This window comes from bacterium (genome assembly GCA_021158245.1).
Taxonomy (GTDB): Bacteria; Zhuqueibacterota; QNDG01; order QNDG01; family QNDG01; genus QNDG01.
Genome location: JAGGVB010000220.1, coordinates 1 through 13,343 on the forward strand (window position 1 = coordinate 1; position 13,343 = coordinate 13,343).

Below are 13,343 nucleotides of genomic sequence, written 5' to 3' on the forward strand. Positions count from 1 at the left end.
ACACGAAGTTTGAAGGTCAGGTATATGTACTTAAGAAAGAAGAAGGCGGACGTCATACACCGTTTTTCCCTGGATACCGTCCACAGTTTTTCTTCCGTACAACAGATGTAACCGGATCAATTGAACTTCCCGAGGGAGTAGAGATGGTAATGCCCGGAGACAACATCAACATGAAAGTAGAGCTGATTGAGCCCATAGCAATGGAAGAGGGGCTTCGGTTTGCAATCCGTGAAGGCGGACGTACTGTTGGTGCAGGTGTTGTCGGGAAAATTATAGAATAAGATTTAAGTTAAAGTGATAGAGGAGTAAATAAATCGTGGCTGGTCAAACAATTCGCATCAAATTAAAAGCGTATGATCATAATCTCATAGATAAGTCAACTGAGAGAATTGTGAAAACCGCAAAAACCACAGGAGCGGCAATCTCCGGACCGATTCCTCTGCCAACGCAGAAGACTATTTATACGGTTTTGAGATCACCGCACGTGGATAAGAAATCAAGAGAACAGTTTGAGACGAGAATTCATAAGCGGCTTATAGATATTCTGAATGCATCACCTAAAACTGTTGATGCGTTAATGAAGCTTGAATTGCCGGCCGGAGTCGATGTCGAAATAAAAGTATGAGATTGTACAGGGATAACGTGAAATGAGTGGTATTTTAGGGAAAAAAATTGGCATGACGCGTTTTTTTGATGAGTCTGGCCGTTCAGTGTCAGCAACTCTCATTGAAGCGGGGCCATGCCCTGTAGTACAGGTAAAGACGAAAGAACAAGATGGTTACAGTGCTGTTCAGCTGGGTTTTATCGAGCAGAAGGTTAAGCGGATAAATAAACCCAAATTGGGCCATTTTAAAAAGACTGATATTCCACCTCATAGAGTTCTTCGTGAATTTCGTGATTTTGAGCTTGATGTCAAAGAAGGCGATAAGGTCAATGTAGATATCTTTAATGTAGGGCAGAAAGTGAAGATTACGGGAGTATCAAAGGGAGGCGGATTTGCCGGTGTTATGAAACGTCATGGTTTCAGCGGCGGCCCAAAATCGCACGGACAGTCGGACAGATTGCGAGCACCCGGTTCTATTGGACAGTCTGCGACCCCGAAACGGGTTATTAAGGGCATGAAAATGGCCGGACGTCGAGGGGGTAAACAGATTACTCTCAGGAACCTTGAAATCCTCAAAGTCATCCCCGACAGAAATCTCATCCTTGTCAAGGGTGGAGTCCCGGGTGCAAGAAACAGTATTTTGGAGATTCGGAATTAGGGAAACAGCGAATAGGTGGTAGTGTGAAACTCGACGTATATAAAATAGACGGTACCAAATCTGGTGAGCAGATAGAGCTCAACAGTAAAGTGTTCGGTATTGAACCAAATGATCATGCTATTTGGCAGGCAGTAACAACCGAAGCATCTAATAAGAGGCTTGGGCTTTCAGCCACCAAAAACAGAGCATTGGTGAATGGCGGCGGTAAAAAACCCTGGAAACAAAAAGGGAGAGGTACAGCGAGAGCAGGAACAATCCGTTCACCTTTGTGGGTCGGAGGAGGAAGAATTTTCGGGCCTGTTCCGCACACATATAAAAAAGCTTTGCCTAAAAAAGCAAAAAGGCTTGCAAAGTGCTCAGCTCTGTCGCATAAGACAAAAGAAAACAATATAATAGCAATTGAGGATTTTTCTTTTGATGCGCCAAAAACGAAAGATATGTTCCTGATCCTGGACAAGCTGAACATGGAAGATAAGAAAGTGTTGTTATTGATTAATGAGACTGATAATAATGTGTATTTGTCCGGTCGGAATATAGCAAAATTTTATGTGAAAAGGGCAGCAGAGTTTTCTACATATGATGTTGTAAAAGCTGAAACTGTCCTGGTTCAAAAGAGTGCTATTCAAAAGTTAAATGAGGGCCTAAGCAAGTGAAGTTGAACAGGAAAGTAATTATTCATCCCCTTGTAACTGAGAAAATATCAGAGTTGCAGGAAACAGAGAACAAAGTAGCATTTGTTGTTGACCGTAAGGCAAACAAAATCGAAATTAAGACAGCTGTTGAAAAAGGCTACAATGTTAAGGTTAAGAAAGTTGCAACAATGAATTTTATGGGGAAGCTGAAAAAGCAGGGAAGATTTGAGGGAAGACGGTCGAATTGGAAAAAGGCTGTTGTTACTTTACACGAAGGATTTACCATAGACTTTTTTGAGGGTACTTAAGATATGCCAGTAAAGAGTTTTAGACCCAGAACACCGTCGCAACGGTATAAAACCGTATCGACGTTTGAGGAAATTACAAAAGAAAAGCCGGAAAAATCTCTTGTAAGATCGAAAAAACAAAAATCCGGACGTAACAATTTAGGGCGTGTTACAATGCGCCGCCGCGGCGGCGGGCATAAACGTCTTTATCGAGTAATAGATTTTAAGAGGAATAAGGACAATATACCTGCAAAAGTAGCTGCAATAGAATATGATCCTAACAGAACAGGAAGAATTGCACTGCTTTTTTATGCGGATGGTGAGAAGAGATATATCATTGCTCCAAGAGGGTTAAATGTCGGTGATACTGTGCTATCAGGGGATAATGCAACTGTAAGTGTAGGAAATATGCTTCCGCTTGATAAAATTCCCTTTGGTACTGATATTCACAATATCGAACTCTATCCAAACGGCGGAGGAAAGCTTGTACGCGGAGCAGGAACATCTGCTAAGTTGATGGCAAGAGAAGGTAAATATGCCCTCATAAAACTGCCATCAGGAGAGGTGAGGATGATTCTTTCCAGGTGCAGGGCTACTGTCGGGCAGGTTGGTAATGAAGATCACGTCAATATTTCTATAGGTAAGGCAGGGCGTTCAAGATGGCTTGGAAAACGTCCGAAGGTAAGAGGGGTCGTAATGAATCCCATTGACCATCCCATGGGTGGAGGTGAAGGAAAATCATCGGGTGGACGTCATCCGACTACACCGTGGGGTAAGATGACAAAAGGTCTCAAAACCCGTAAAAAGGGTAAGAAATCTGATAAGTACATCGTTAAAAAACGTAGAGGATAAAGGAAGCAGGAATGGCTCGTTCCATCAAAAAAGGTCCGTATGTCGATCAAAAGTTAGTTATGAAGATTGATAAGCTTAATCAGTCAAATACCAAGAAGGTAGTGAAAACATGGGCAAGAAGAAGTATGATTCCCCCTGAATTTGTAGGGCATACAATTGCCATACATAATGGCAAGAAATTTATACCGGTTTTTATTACTGAAAATATGGTGGGTCATAAATTGGGTGAGTTCTCTCCCACAAGGACTTTCAGAACCCACAGCAATAAAAAGGCTGATAAGAGATAGTAGAACAATACTATGAGTATCAAAGAGAGTGAGATTCTGTAATGGAAGCAAAAGCTGTTGCAAGGTATATTAGAATGTCTCCGAGAAAGGTCAGGTTAGTAGCAGATCTTGTCAGGGATAAGTCTGTGGGAGAAGCACTTAACCTTCTGCATTTTACTCAGAAGAGAAGCGCTCTGCCTGTTGAAAAACTTCTTCGTTCTGCCGTATCTAATATGATGAACAAAGAAGAGGCTTCTAAATTAGAGCCTGAAGATTTGTATATTAAAGAAATATTTGTAGACGAGGGCCCTATGATGAAAAGATTCAGACCTAGGGCTATGGGTAGGGCTACCATGATTAGAAAACGTTTTGCGCATATTACAATTGTGGTTTCAGACGCACCTGCAAAAGAATAATGGAGGATAAGTTTTTTGGGACAGAAGGTACATCCAATCGGGTTGAGACTCGGCATTAATAAATCATGGAAATCTCTGTGGTTTGATGAAAAAAACTTTGCAAAAAAACTTCATGAAGATCTTATGCTTCGGAAGTATATAAGAAAGCGTATGCCTAATGCCGGGATATCAAATATTGAGATTAAGAGGACGCCAAAAAGAATTACACTAACAATCCATACATCCCGCCCGGGTATTGTTATCGGGAAAAAGGGTTCGGAAGTTGATAAACTGAAAGAAGAGCTTCAGAAGATTACTTCCCAGAATGTTCAGGTTAATATTCATGAGATAAAACGCCCTGAACTGGATGCATATCTTGTTGCTGAAAATGTTGTGCGTCAGCTTGAATCCAAAATATCTTTCCGCAGAGCAATGAAACGTGCAATTACATCAACAATGCGAATGGGTGCTGAAGGTGTGAGAATACGCTGCTCAGGCAGGCTTGGTGGTGCTGAGATGGCAAGGGTGGAGCAGTACAGAGAAGGAAGAATTCCTCTGCACACCCTACGGGCAGATATTGATTATGCACAGATCGAAGCACATACTACGTACGGAATAATCGGCGTTAAGGTTTGGATATGCAAAGGTGAAATAGTTTGAAATCATTAGCTTGTGTGATTAGTTGTACTTGATGATTCAATGAGATTGATGAGGAGTATATAGTTATGTTAATGCCGTCAAAGGTGAAATGGAGAAAACCACAACGCGGCCGAATGAGAGGAAAAGCTTACAGAGGTTCCAAGATTTCTTTCGGTACTTATGGTTTAAAGGCACAACAGCCGGGCTGGCTTACAAGCAGGCAGATTGAGGCTGCACGTGTTGCAATGACCAGGCATATAAAGCGTGGCGGTAAATTGTGGATAAGAGTGTTCCCGGATAAACCTGTTACCACTAAACCAGCAGAAACGCGTATGGGAAAAGGAAAAGGTGCACCGGAATTTTGGGTTGCTGTAATAAAGCCAGGTAGAATTCTATTTGAACTTGAGGGTGTACCGTTCAATACAGCAAAGGAGGCTTTACGACTTGCCTCGTATAAGTTGCCGTTAAAAACAAAGTTTGTTTCTACAATAAAAGAGGGGGACGAGTCGTGATAAAGATGGACGAGATCCGGCAGATGCCTCTTGAGGAAATTAAGATTCGTTTGGAGGACACTGAAGAGGAGCTTTCAAATCTTCAATTTCAGCTTGCGCTTCATCAGTTGGATAATCCTCTTAAGGTTCGTAATTTGAGAAGGGATGTTGCTCGGCTGAGGACAGTTATCAGAGAGTATGAACTGGGACTTCGAATTGACAAGAAGCCTCAGGGCTGAGGAGAAGGGTATGACCGGAAGATCACAGAGAAAGACATTTGTAGGTAAAGTTGTAAGTAATAAGATGGATAAAAGTGTTACGGTAGAGGTAGTAAGGCGATTCCGCCATCCTCTATACGGTAAATTAGTTACAAAAACAGCTAAGTTTATGGCTCATGATGAAGAGAATCAGTGTACAATCGGAGACACTGTACAAATAGCTGAAACGCGTCCGCTTAGTAAAAAGAAGCGGTGGCGTCTGGTGAAAATTATTAAAAAGGCACAATAAGGTTTACGGAGATAATATAGTATGATTCAACAATATACACGATTAAATGTTGCCGATAATACCGGAGCCAAGAAAGTTCAGTGTATTAAAGTGCTGGGGGGATCAAAACGGCGTTACGGATCTGTAGGCGATATAATAGTAGTATCGGTTAAAAGTGCTATCCCCGGCGGTACTGTGAAAAAAGGTGAAATCAGCAAGGCAGTCATCGTCAGGACCAAAAAAGAAATTAACAGGAATGACGGAACTTATTTACGGTTTGATGATAATGCAGTGGTTTTGATCAATGATCAGGGTGAGCCGAAGGGAACGAGAATATTTGGGCCGGTGGCAAGAGAATTACGTGAGAAACAGTTTATGAAGATTGTTTCATTGTCACCTGAAGTACTTTAATTGGTGAGTGGAGTCAGCAGAATGAAAATTGTTAAAGGTGATACAGTGCTGGTAACAGCCGGTAACCACAAAGGGCAGCAAGGCAAGGTGCTAAAGGTTTTTCCAAAAGATAACAAGGTTATTGTAGAAGGAATAAATTTTATAAAAAGGCATACAAGGCCTACGCCGAAAAATCAGCAGGGCGGTATCCTTGAGAAAGAAGCACCGATTCATAGTTCTAACTTAATGGTTGTTTGCCCAAAATGTAATACACCTACACGAATAGGCCGTAAGGTTCTTGATGATGGACGACGTGTGAGGATTTGTAATAATTGCGGAGAGATGTTAACTAATACTGCATAGAGGTACTATAAAGGAGAGTTTGAATAGATGGCTAAACAAGGTAAGTCAAAAGTTCCGCGGCTTTTTGAGAAATATAAAAATGAGATAGTGCCGCAGCTGCAGAAAAAATTTGGCTATAAAAATATTATGCAGGCACCAAGGATAAAAAAGATAGCTTTAAATATAGGTGTCGGTGAAGGCCCGCAGGATCAAAAGCTTATTGATGCAGCAGTTGATGATCTGACTACTATTACAGGGCAGAAGGCTGTAGTTACAAGGGCAAAAAAAGCTATTTCCAATTTTAAGATCAGGCAGGGTTATCCTATCGGATGCCGTGTGACTTTACGAAGAGAGAGAATGTACGAATTTTTGGACAGGCTTTTAAATGTCGCGCTTCCTCGAGTTCGTGACTTCAGGGGTGTAAGCGACAGCGGGTTTGACGGCAGAGGGAATTATACTCTCGGAATTAAAGAGCAGATTATTTTTCCTGAAATAACCCATGATAAGGTTGTCAAGATCGGCGGAATGAATATTACTATGGTAACAACTGCCAGGACAGACGAAGAGGCTTATGAATTATTAAAAGAATTTGGGATGCCTTTCAGGAAAAAGGCATAGCAAACTATAAAGTTAGGAGTCAGAGGTGGCAAAAAAAGCACTTATCGCAAAGTCAAATAAACCTCAAAAGTTTAAAGTCAGAGAGTACAACAGGTGCAGCCGATGCGGCCGATCCAGAGGATATTTAAGGAAATTTGATCTTTGCCGTATTTGTTTCCGTGAGCTGGCGTCTTCGGGTGAAATACCGGGAGTACGTAAAGCGAGTTGGTAAATTAATGTTATGATTGTTTTTTTAGGAGTAAGTGTATGTCAATGACAGATCCGATTGCTGATTATTTAACCCGCATCCGTAATGCTTTGAGGGTGCAGAAAAACAAAGTTGATATCCCTGCTTCACGTGTATTAAAAGGTATAAGCAGTATTCTTCTTGAAGAGGGTTTTATTAAAAATTTTACGGAGATTGATGACGATAAGCAGGGTATTATTCGTATTTACCTTAAATATGACAATAATAAGGTAAGTGCAATTACGGGAATTAAAAGAATAAGCACCCCTGGATACAGACAGTATGCCAATGTAAATAAGATTCCCAGAATAATGAATGGCCTGGGTATTGCTATTCTGTCCACGTCTAAGGGAATTTTGACTGACCGTCAGGCAAAAAAAGAGAACATAGGCGGTGAAGTCCTTTGTGGTATTTGGTAAAAAGTAATTTAAGTATAAAAGGAGTGAAGATTGTCTAGAGTAGGGAAACAGCCCATAAATATACCGGCCGGACTGGAAATTGAGCAGAAGGGTGATGTGCTCATTGTTAAGGGGCAAAAAGGGCAGCTTGAAGAGAAAATCCATCCTGACATGAAAATTGTCATAAAAGATGGAGTATTAACTGTTGAACGCCCGGATGACGGACGTTTTCACAGGTCTCTGCATGGGTTAACCAGATCATTGATAAATAATATGGTTGTCGGGCTTACCGAAGGCTTTGCGAAATCACTTGAAATTGTAGGTGTCGGATACAGGGCAGAGCTAAAGGGGAAGGTGCTTGTACTATTGCTTGGATATTCTCACCCAATCTATTTTATACCGCCTGACGGAATTACGATTGAAGTATCTGCTCCTACAAAATTAAGCGTCAAAGGGGTTGATAAACAACTGGTAGGGCAGGTCGCGGCAAAAATCAGATCTTTTCGTCCGCCTGAGCCTTATAAGGGCAAGGGTATTCGTTATGAAGGTGAATATGTAAGAAGAAAAGCCGGCAAGGTTAATGTCTAAATTGTTTAATAGTAGTAATTGTTTAATTAGAAGAGCAAAGGTTCTGTAAATATGAAAATAAAGGTATCCCCCAGAGAGCTGCGCCGCAGGCGGATAAAGAAACATATAAAAAAGAGAGTGACAGGTACTCCTGAACGTCCGCGCCTTGTTGTAAGCAGGAGTTTGAAAAATATATATGCTCAGATTATTGACGATGTGAATCAAAAAACACTTCTTGGTATATCGAGCAATTCAAAATCTCTTGCCGCTCAAATTAAGAAGGCTAAAAGTAAAATTGATGTGGCGGGAATAGTTGGAGAAGAAGCAGCTAAGTTAGCCGTTGATAAAGATATCAAGTCTGTTGTGTTTGATAGAAACGGCTATTTGTATCATGGTAGGGTTAAAGCTCTTGCAGATGGTGCACGTAAGGGCGGGCTTAAGTTTTAAAACAGTTAAGTCGGTTTATAACAGAAAAAATCAACGGAGTAAGTTTTGGAACGTATTAATCCGAGTGATCTCGATTTAAAGGAAAGGGTCGTTCACATAAACCGTGTTGCCAAGGTTGTGAAGGGCGGAAGGCGGTTTAGTTTTAATGCTATTGTAGTTGTAGGCGACGGTAATGGAATAGTTGGAGTGGGTCTTGGAAAAGCGAGAGAACTGACTTATGCAATCTCAAAAGGTTCTGAGAACGCAAAGAAAAATTTGTTCAGGATTCCCATGGTTAATGGAACAATACCTCATCCGGTAATAGGTAAATTTGGTGCAGGCAGGGTACTTTTAAAACCTGCATCACCAGGTACTGGTGTAATTGCAGGCGGGGCAATAAGGGCTGTTGTAGAATCTGCGGGAATTCAGGATATCCTGACTAAGTCGCTTGGTTCTGCAAATCCACATAATGTTGTTAAGGCCACGATGGAAGCTTTGCTCCAGTTGAGAGATGCAAGAATGGTAGCAAAACAACGCGGGAAAAAAGTATACGAAATTTTTGAGTAATAATTTGAGGATACATGGAGTATTATGGCTAAGCTCAGAATTACACAGATAAAGAGCGCAATAAGGCGCAACAAGAAGCAGAAAGCGACTATTACGGCGCTTGGGATACATAGGCTGCATCATACTGTTGAACATGATGATACGCCGGTTATACGTGGGATGATAAGGCGTGTAATCCACCTTGTAGAGGTTGAAGAGATTAAAAGATAGACACGGGGAAAGCCGAGTAGAGGAGAATTATGGATTTAAGTAGTTTACATTATGCTCCCGGTGCCAGAAAAAAGTCCAAACGAGTAGGAAGAGGACAAGGTTCAGGGCTGGGAAAGACTGCTGGCCGTGGAATGAATGGTCAGCGATCAAGGAGTGGCTCTAAAAAGCGTTCATGGTTTGAAGGCGGTCAGATGCCTCTTCAACGCAGGGTTCCCAAAAGAGGATTTACCAATATTTTTAAAAAGACTTATGAAGTAGTAAATATTGATGATTTAATGCGTATTAAAAAGACAAAAATAGCTCCTGAAGATTTGTTTAAAGCCAGGCTTGTACGTAAAAACAACAGCAGGGTTAAGATTTTGGGTGATGGAGAGCTGTCTAAGTCAATTGAAGTAAATGCTCATGCATTTAGTGAAAAAGCAGCAAGAAAAATAGAAGAAGCTGGTGGAAAGGCGATTAGATTATGATCAAGAGTTTCCAGAGTGTCTTTAAAATTCCGGATCTTAAAAAGAGAATACTCTTTACAATAGGGATTCTGCTTATTTATCGAGTAGGGGCTCATATTCCTATGCCGGGTATTAATGCGGTTGCATTAACAGAATGGTTTAATCAAAGCTCTAATACCTTGTTTGGCCTTTATGATATTTTTGCAGGCGGCGCATTCCGAAGGGCCGCTATTTTCGGCCTTGGAATTATGCCGTACATTTCAGCCTCAATTATTTTGCAGCTTATGGGCTCGGTTATTCCATATCTGCAGAGATTACAGAAAGAGGGAGAAGAAGGCAGGAAAAAGATTAACCAGCTTACCCGTTACGGTACTATTTTTATTGCAGCTATGCAGGCATTGGGTGCAGGAATATTTCTTGAGAATCTTCCCGCTACAAAATCCGGAATTATTGCAGTTCCGCATCCGGGTATGGGATTCCGGCTTATGGTAATAATAACTCTTACAGCAGGAACAATACTGGTAATGTGGCTGGGAGAGCAGATTACAGAGCGTGGTATCGGAAACGGTATATCTCTTATTATTTTTATTGGTATTGTGGGCAGGTTTCCAACAGCAATTCTTGATGAATTGCAGCAGCTTGTAGGAGGAAACAGGGCACTTTTAATGGAAGTATTGATTTTTGCTGTCTTTTTAGCAATAGTTGCTGCGGTTGTTCTTGTTACAGAGGGGACACGAAAAATACCGGTTCAATATGCAAAACGTGTTATAGGGCGTAAAGTATATGGAGGCCAGGCAACCTATATCCCTATAAGAGTATCAGGATTTGGAGTTATGGCAATTATTTTTGCTCAGGCTCTTATGTTTCTTCCTCAGACCATTAAGCAATTTTTTCCGAATAATGAAGTTATCGGAAATCTTCTGAGTTACTTTGATTTGGGATCTCCGGTTTATTGGGCTTTGTTTGGGCTGCTTATTCTGTTCTTTACATATTTTTATGCTGCAATTGCATTTAACCCTCAGGATGTAGCTGAAAATATGAGAAAACAGGGCGGATTTGTCCCGGGAGTAAGACCGGGTAAAAAGACTGCGGAATATATTGATCATGTGTTGTCACGTATCATGCTTCCTGCTGCAGCATTTTTTGCAGTAGTTGCAATTTTACCTTATTTTGTACGTAAGTATTTTAATGTTACGACTTCATTCTCAGGGTTTTTCGGGGGGACAAGCCTTTTGATTATGGTTGGAGTCGCACTTGATACTTTACAGCAGATTGAATCCCATCTTTTAATGCGTCATTACGACGGATTCATGAAAACAGGAAGGCTTCGAGGGCGGCGTTAAATGGGAAAACGTTTGGTAATTATGGGTGCCCCTGGTGCAGGTAAGGGAACCCAGGCTGAATTACTCGAAAAACGATTCGGTTGGGTCCATATCTCAACAGGGGATATGCTGAGGGATTCAATGAAAAACGGAGAAGGCCTTGGTAGTAAGGTTAAGGAGTATGTTGAGTCGGGAGATCTTGTTCCTGATGATTTAATGATAAATATTATGGGTGAGCGTCTTGTAAAAGACGATTGTAAAGAGGGGTTCATTCTTGATGGATTTCCAAGAACTGTTGTACAGGCGGAGAAACTTGACAATTTACTGGAAAAGCTTGATGCACAGCTTGATGCTGTAGTTTTGGTTTATGTAGAGGAAGAGGTTATAGTTAACAGGTTAACTCAAAGATTTGTCTGTGAAAAATGCGGAAAGATTATGACAGGCAAGATCGGTGAAAATCTTGAAGGTGAAAAATGCCCTGTATGCGGCGGTATATTAATCAGACGTAAAGATGATCAGCCTGAAACGATTAAGCATAGATTAAAGGTTTATAACGAAAGTACGAGGGCGTTAATTAATTACTATGAAGGCAGGAAACTTCTAATTAAGATTGACGGGATAGGAAATGTAGATGATATTCACCGTAGAATAGTTGAGGCAATTAATGTATAATATATATAACAGAATTGAGGTAATTTAGATGGCAAAAGAGCCTCCTATTAAAGTTGACGGAACTATTCTTGATACGCTTCCAAATGCTACGTTTAAGGTTGAGCTTGAGAGCGGACATAAGGTTCTTGCTCATGTTTCAGGTAAGATGAGGATGCATTTTATTAAGATTCTTCCAGGAGATAAAGTTACGGTTGAGCTTTCTCCATATGATTTGACACGAGGTAGAATTATTTATCGCTATAAATGATTGAGGTTGAAAATGAAAGTACGTTCTTCAGTAAAAAAGATATGTGACAAGTGTAAAATAATACGGCGGCACGGTACTGTACGTGTTATTTGCCAGAATCCTCGCCATAAGCAGAGACAGGGTTAAAGTTTATTATAAGATGAGGAGTTAAAGTGGCTCGTATTGCAGGTGTAGATTTACCGAGAGAAAAGCGCATTGAAGCAGCGCTGACTTATATTTACGGAATAGGCTTTACATCGTCGAGAAAAATTCTTGAAATTGCCGGAGTTAATCCTGATACGAGGGTTAAAGATATTTCCGAACAGGATGTTGCTAAAATCCGGTCAGTTATCGATGCGAATTACAAAGTTGAAGGCGCATTGCGCTCAGAAGTAAATATGAACATTAAACGGCTGATGGATATTGGCTGTTATCGTGGTCTTCGTCACAGGCGTGGTTTGCCAGTTAGGGGACAAAGGTCTAAGACAAATGCCCGTACAAGAAAGGGCAGGAAGAAGACTGTTGCAGGAAAGAGACGTAAATAGCAACAAGTAAAGGAGGAGTGAGTTGGCTGCTCAGAGAAGAGGCCGTAAGAAGAAAAAAGAAAGAGTTGATGCAACTGGACAAGCTCATATCAAGGCAACATTTAATAATACAATTGTTTCCCTGACCGATAGCTATGGGAATGTGATATCGTGGGCATCAGCGGGTAAAATTGGCTTTAAGGGTGCAAGAAAGAATACTCCTTTTGCAGCTCAGATTGCTGCTACTACTGCAGCACAGGAGGCAATGGAATTGGGCCTTGGAAAAATAAGTATTTTTGTAAAGGGCCCTGGTGCAGGGAGAGAAGCGGCAATAAGAGCCCTGCAGGCTGCTGGCCTTGAAGTTATAGCCATTAAAGATGTTACGGCAATCCCGCATAACGGGTGTAGGCCGCCAAAAAGAAGACGTGTTTAATGATTGATTTAAAATCGGGGAAAAGGAAACATGGCAAGATATAGAGAAGCAGTTTGTAAATTATGCCGACGGGAAGGTGAGAAGCTTTTTCTAAAAGGAGAAAGGTGCTATTCCAGCAAATGTGCTATGGAAAAAAAGGCCTATCCTCCTGGACAAGCAGGTAAAGGGCGACGTACAAGAAAAATATCAGATTACGGTATTCAGCTCAGAGAGAAGCAAAAGATTAAAAGATATTACGGTTTGCTTGAAGCCCAGTTCAGGGGATATTTTGAAAAGGCTAACCGTAAAAAGGGAATTACGAGTGAGAATCTTTTGAAAATGCTTGAAAGCAGGCTTGATAACATAGTTTACAGATTGGGTTTGGCACCTTCGAGGAATAGTGCAAGGCAGCTGGTTAGGCATCGGCATTTTATGGTTAACGGAAAAATTGTTGATATACCATCTTATCAGGTCAGGCCTAATGATGTTATTGAAGTACGTGAAAAAAGCAAAAAGATGATTATAATTCATGATTCAATGAAAAGAGTGAAAGAGAATAAACAGCTTCCATGGCTTGCGCTTGATAAAGCAAAGCTTCAGGGTACAGTTTTAGAGATACCTAACAGAGCTGATATTCCTGTAACATTTAATGAAAATTTAGTTGTAGAGCTGTATTCCAAATAATGG

Annotated in this window: 29 protein-coding genes; all 29 read left to right on the plus strand. The window is 41.0% G+C overall.

Annotation, left to right across the window (positions count from 1 at the left end):
• A partial coding sequence (locus J7K93_13405; protein MCD6117997.1) for an elongation factor Tu occupies positions 1-281 on the plus strand: 281 nt, incomplete at its 5' end.
• 32 nt (positions 282-313) lie between these two features.
• Positions 314-625: a 30S ribosomal protein S10 gene (gene rpsJ / locus J7K93_13410; GenBank protein ID MCD6117998.1), complete on the plus strand. Its 312-nt coding sequence runs from the start codon at positions 314-316 to the stop codon at positions 623-625.
• Positions 626-647: 22 nt separating this feature from the next.
• Positions 648-1,262: a 50S ribosomal protein L3 gene (gene rplC / locus J7K93_13415; GenBank protein ID MCD6117999.1), complete on the plus strand. Its 615-nt coding sequence runs from the start codon at positions 648-650 to the stop codon at positions 1,260-1,262.
• 23 nt (positions 1,263-1,285) lie between these two features.
• Positions 1,286-1,915 carry a 50S ribosomal protein L4 gene (rplD, locus tag J7K93_13420; protein MCD6118000.1) on the plus strand — a complete coding sequence of 210 codons (630 nt, stop codon included), beginning with the start codon at positions 1,286-1,288 and terminating at the stop codon, positions 1,913-1,915.
• Positions 1,912-2,202 (plus strand): 50S ribosomal protein L23, encoded by a 291-nt coding sequence (rplW, locus tag J7K93_13425; GenBank protein MCD6118001.1) that lies wholly within the window; start codon positions 1,912-1,914, stop codon positions 2,200-2,202. Before rplD ends, rplW begins: the two co-directional genes overlap by 4 nt.
• 3 nt (positions 2,203-2,205) lie before the next feature.
• Entirely contained in the window at positions 2,206-3,033 is an 828-nt protein-coding gene (gene rplB / locus J7K93_13430; protein ID MCD6118002.1) for a 50S ribosomal protein L2, read from the plus strand.
• A gap of 11 nt (positions 3,034-3,044) precedes the next feature.
• Positions 3,045-3,320, plus strand: a complete 276-nt coding sequence (gene rpsS, locus J7K93_13435; protein ID MCD6118003.1) for a 30S ribosomal protein S19 — start codon at positions 3,045-3,047, stop codon at positions 3,318-3,320.
• Positions 3,321-3,361: 41 nt separating this feature from the next.
• On the plus strand, positions 3,362-3,715 hold the full coding sequence (gene rplV, locus J7K93_13440) for a 50S ribosomal protein L22 (GenBank protein MCD6118004.1): 354 nt from the start codon (positions 3,362-3,364) through the stop codon (positions 3,713-3,715).
• A 15-nt stretch (positions 3,716-3,730) separates the two neighbouring features.
• Positions 3,731-4,354 carry a 30S ribosomal protein S3 gene (gene rpsC, locus J7K93_13445; GenBank protein ID MCD6118005.1) on the plus strand — a complete coding sequence of 208 codons (624 nt, stop codon included), beginning with the start codon at positions 3,731-3,733 and terminating at the stop codon, positions 4,352-4,354.
• 65 nt (positions 4,355-4,419) lie between these two features.
• The gene (gene rplP, locus J7K93_13450; GenBank protein ID MCD6118006.1) at positions 4,420-4,845 is read left to right on the plus strand and encodes a 50S ribosomal protein L16; all 426 of its coding nucleotides are present in this window, start codon (positions 4,420-4,422) and stop codon (positions 4,843-4,845) included.
• The gene (gene rpmC / locus J7K93_13455; GenBank protein MCD6118007.1) at positions 4,845-5,063 is read left to right on the plus strand and encodes a 50S ribosomal protein L29; all 219 of its coding nucleotides are present in this window, start codon (positions 4,845-4,847) and stop codon (positions 5,061-5,063) included. Before rplP ends, rpmC begins: the two co-directional genes overlap by 1 nt.
• A 10-nt stretch (positions 5,064-5,073) precedes the next feature.
• Complete coding sequence (gene rpsQ, locus J7K93_13460) at positions 5,074-5,331, plus strand: 30S ribosomal protein S17 (protein MCD6118008.1); 258 nt, start codon at positions 5,074-5,076, stop codon at positions 5,329-5,331.
• Positions 5,332-5,352: 21 nt separating this feature from the next.
• Positions 5,353-5,721: a 50S ribosomal protein L14 gene (gene rplN / locus J7K93_13465; protein ID MCD6118009.1), complete on the plus strand. Its 369-nt coding sequence runs from the start codon at positions 5,353-5,355 to the stop codon at positions 5,719-5,721.
• A 21-nt stretch (positions 5,722-5,742) separates the two neighbouring features.
• The gene (gene rplX / locus J7K93_13470; GenBank protein ID MCD6118010.1) at positions 5,743-6,063 is read left to right on the plus strand and encodes a 50S ribosomal protein L24; all 321 of its coding nucleotides are present in this window, start codon (positions 5,743-5,745) and stop codon (positions 6,061-6,063) included.
• Between the two features lie 27 nt (positions 6,064-6,090).
• Positions 6,091-6,660, plus strand: coding sequence for a 50S ribosomal protein L5 (gene rplE / locus J7K93_13475; protein ID MCD6118011.1), 570 nt, complete (start codon positions 6,091-6,093; stop codon positions 6,658-6,660).
• Between the two features lie 25 nt (positions 6,661-6,685).
• Positions 6,686-6,871: a type Z 30S ribosomal protein S14 gene (locus J7K93_13480; protein ID MCD6118012.1), complete on the plus strand. Its 186-nt coding sequence runs from the start codon at positions 6,686-6,688 to the stop codon at positions 6,869-6,871.
• A gap of 35 nt (positions 6,872-6,906) precedes the next feature.
• Entirely contained in the window at positions 6,907-7,305 is a 399-nt protein-coding gene (gene rpsH / locus J7K93_13485) for a 30S ribosomal protein S8 (protein MCD6118013.1), read from the plus strand.
• A 30-nt stretch (positions 7,306-7,335) separates the two neighbouring features.
• Positions 7,336-7,872, plus strand: a complete 537-nt coding sequence (gene rplF / locus J7K93_13490) for a 50S ribosomal protein L6 (protein ID MCD6118014.1) — start codon at positions 7,336-7,338, stop codon at positions 7,870-7,872.
• Between the two features lie 51 nt (positions 7,873-7,923).
• On the plus strand, positions 7,924-8,298 hold the full coding sequence (locus J7K93_13495) for a 50S ribosomal protein L18 (protein ID MCD6118015.1): 375 nt from the start codon (positions 7,924-7,926) through the stop codon (positions 8,296-8,298).
• Positions 8,299-8,343: 45 nt separating this feature from the next.
• On the plus strand, positions 8,344-8,844 hold the full coding sequence (gene rpsE / locus J7K93_13500) for a 30S ribosomal protein S5 (GenBank protein MCD6118016.1): 501 nt from the start codon (positions 8,344-8,346) through the stop codon (positions 8,842-8,844).
• A 24-nt stretch (positions 8,845-8,868) separates the two neighbouring features.
• Complete coding sequence (gene rpmD / locus J7K93_13505; protein MCD6118017.1) at positions 8,869-9,054, plus strand: 50S ribosomal protein L30; 186 nt, start codon at positions 8,869-8,871, stop codon at positions 9,052-9,054.
• Positions 9,055-9,083: 29 nt separating this feature from the next.
• Positions 9,084-9,521, plus strand: a complete 438-nt coding sequence (gene rplO, locus J7K93_13510) for a 50S ribosomal protein L15 (GenBank protein ID MCD6118018.1) — start codon at positions 9,084-9,086, stop codon at positions 9,519-9,521.
• Positions 9,518-10,843, plus strand: a complete 1,326-nt coding sequence (secY, locus tag J7K93_13515; GenBank protein MCD6118019.1) for a preprotein translocase subunit SecY — start codon at positions 9,518-9,520, stop codon at positions 10,841-10,843. The genes rplO and secY overlap by 4 nt, the downstream gene beginning before the upstream one ends.
• The gene (locus J7K93_13520; protein ID MCD6118020.1) at positions 10,844-11,494 is read left to right on the plus strand and encodes an adenylate kinase; all 651 of its coding nucleotides are present in this window, start codon (positions 10,844-10,846) and stop codon (positions 11,492-11,494) included.
• A gap of 28 nt (positions 11,495-11,522) precedes the next feature.
• Positions 11,523-11,741, plus strand: coding sequence for a translation initiation factor IF-1 (gene infA, locus J7K93_13525; protein ID MCD6118021.1), 219 nt, complete (start codon positions 11,523-11,525; stop codon positions 11,739-11,741).
• Positions 11,742-11,753: 12 nt separating this feature from the next.
• Positions 11,754-11,867, plus strand: a complete 114-nt coding sequence (gene rpmJ / locus J7K93_13530) for a 50S ribosomal protein L36 (protein MCD6118022.1) — start codon at positions 11,754-11,756, stop codon at positions 11,865-11,867.
• A gap of 26 nt (positions 11,868-11,893) precedes the next feature.
• Positions 11,894-12,265 carry a 30S ribosomal protein S13 gene (rpsM, locus tag J7K93_13535; GenBank protein MCD6118023.1) on the plus strand — a complete coding sequence of 124 codons (372 nt, stop codon included), beginning with the start codon at positions 11,894-11,896 and terminating at the stop codon, positions 12,263-12,265.
• A 22-nt stretch (positions 12,266-12,287) separates the two neighbouring features.
• On the plus strand, positions 12,288-12,677 hold the full coding sequence (rpsK, locus tag J7K93_13540) for a 30S ribosomal protein S11 (protein MCD6118024.1): 390 nt from the start codon (positions 12,288-12,290) through the stop codon (positions 12,675-12,677).
• A 30-nt stretch (positions 12,678-12,707) separates the two neighbouring features.
• Entirely contained in the window at positions 12,708-13,340 is a 633-nt protein-coding gene (gene rpsD, locus J7K93_13545) for a 30S ribosomal protein S4 (protein ID MCD6118025.1), read from the plus strand.
• Positions 13,341-13,343: the final 3 nt, after the last annotated feature.

What these genes read in the sequence shown, in the direction of transcription:
- rplC (MCD6117999.1), top strand. Translation starts at nt 648, where the DNA reads ATGAGTGGTATTTTAGGGAAAAAAATTGGCATGACGCGTTTTTTTGAT.
- rplB (MCD6118002.1), top strand. Translation starts at nt 2,206, where the DNA reads ATGCCAGTAAAGAGTTTTAGACCCAGAACACCGTCGCAACGGTATAAA.
- rpsS (MCD6118003.1), top strand. Translation starts at nt 3,045, where the DNA reads ATGGCTCGTTCCATCAAAAAAGGTCCGTATGTCGATCAAAAGTTAGTT.
- rplV (MCD6118004.1), top strand. Translation starts at nt 3,362, where the DNA reads ATGGAAGCAAAAGCTGTTGCAAGGTATATTAGAATGTCTCCGAGAAAG.
- rplP (MCD6118006.1), top strand. Translation starts at nt 4,420, where the DNA reads ATGTTAATGCCGTCAAAGGTGAAATGGAGAAAACCACAACGCGGCCGA.
- rpsQ (MCD6118008.1), top strand. Translation starts at nt 5,074, where the DNA reads ATGACCGGAAGATCACAGAGAAAGACATTTGTAGGTAAAGTTGTAAGT.
- rplN (MCD6118009.1), top strand. Translation starts at nt 5,353, where the DNA reads ATGATTCAACAATATACACGATTAAATGTTGCCGATAATACCGGAGCC.
- rplX (MCD6118010.1), top strand. Translation starts at nt 5,743, where the DNA reads ATGAAAATTGTTAAAGGTGATACAGTGCTGGTAACAGCCGGTAACCAC.
- rplE (MCD6118011.1), top strand. Translation starts at nt 6,091, where the DNA reads ATGGCTAAACAAGGTAAGTCAAAAGTTCCGCGGCTTTTTGAGAAATAT.
- rpsH (MCD6118013.1), top strand. Translation starts at nt 6,907, where the DNA reads ATGTCAATGACAGATCCGATTGCTGATTATTTAACCCGCATCCGTAAT.
- J7K93_13495 (MCD6118015.1), top strand. Translation starts at nt 7,924, where the DNA reads ATGAAAATAAAGGTATCCCCCAGAGAGCTGCGCCGCAGGCGGATAAAG.
- rpmD (MCD6118017.1), top strand. Translation starts at nt 8,869, where the DNA reads ATGGCTAAGCTCAGAATTACACAGATAAAGAGCGCAATAAGGCGCAAC.
- rplO (MCD6118018.1), top strand. Translation starts at nt 9,084, where the DNA reads ATGGATTTAAGTAGTTTACATTATGCTCCCGGTGCCAGAAAAAAGTCC.
- secY (MCD6118019.1), top strand. Translation starts at nt 9,518, where the DNA reads ATGATCAAGAGTTTCCAGAGTGTCTTTAAAATTCCGGATCTTAAAAAG.
- J7K93_13520 (MCD6118020.1), top strand. Translation starts at nt 10,844, where the DNA reads ATGGGAAAACGTTTGGTAATTATGGGTGCCCCTGGTGCAGGTAAGGGA.
- infA (MCD6118021.1), top strand. Translation starts at nt 11,523, where the DNA reads ATGGCAAAAGAGCCTCCTATTAAAGTTGACGGAACTATTCTTGATACG.
- rpmJ (MCD6118022.1), top strand. Translation starts at nt 11,754, where the DNA reads ATGAAAGTACGTTCTTCAGTAAAAAAGATATGTGACAAGTGTAAAATA.
- rpsD (MCD6118025.1), top strand. Translation starts at nt 12,708, where the DNA reads ATGGCAAGATATAGAGAAGCAGTTTGTAAATTATGCCGACGGGAAGGT.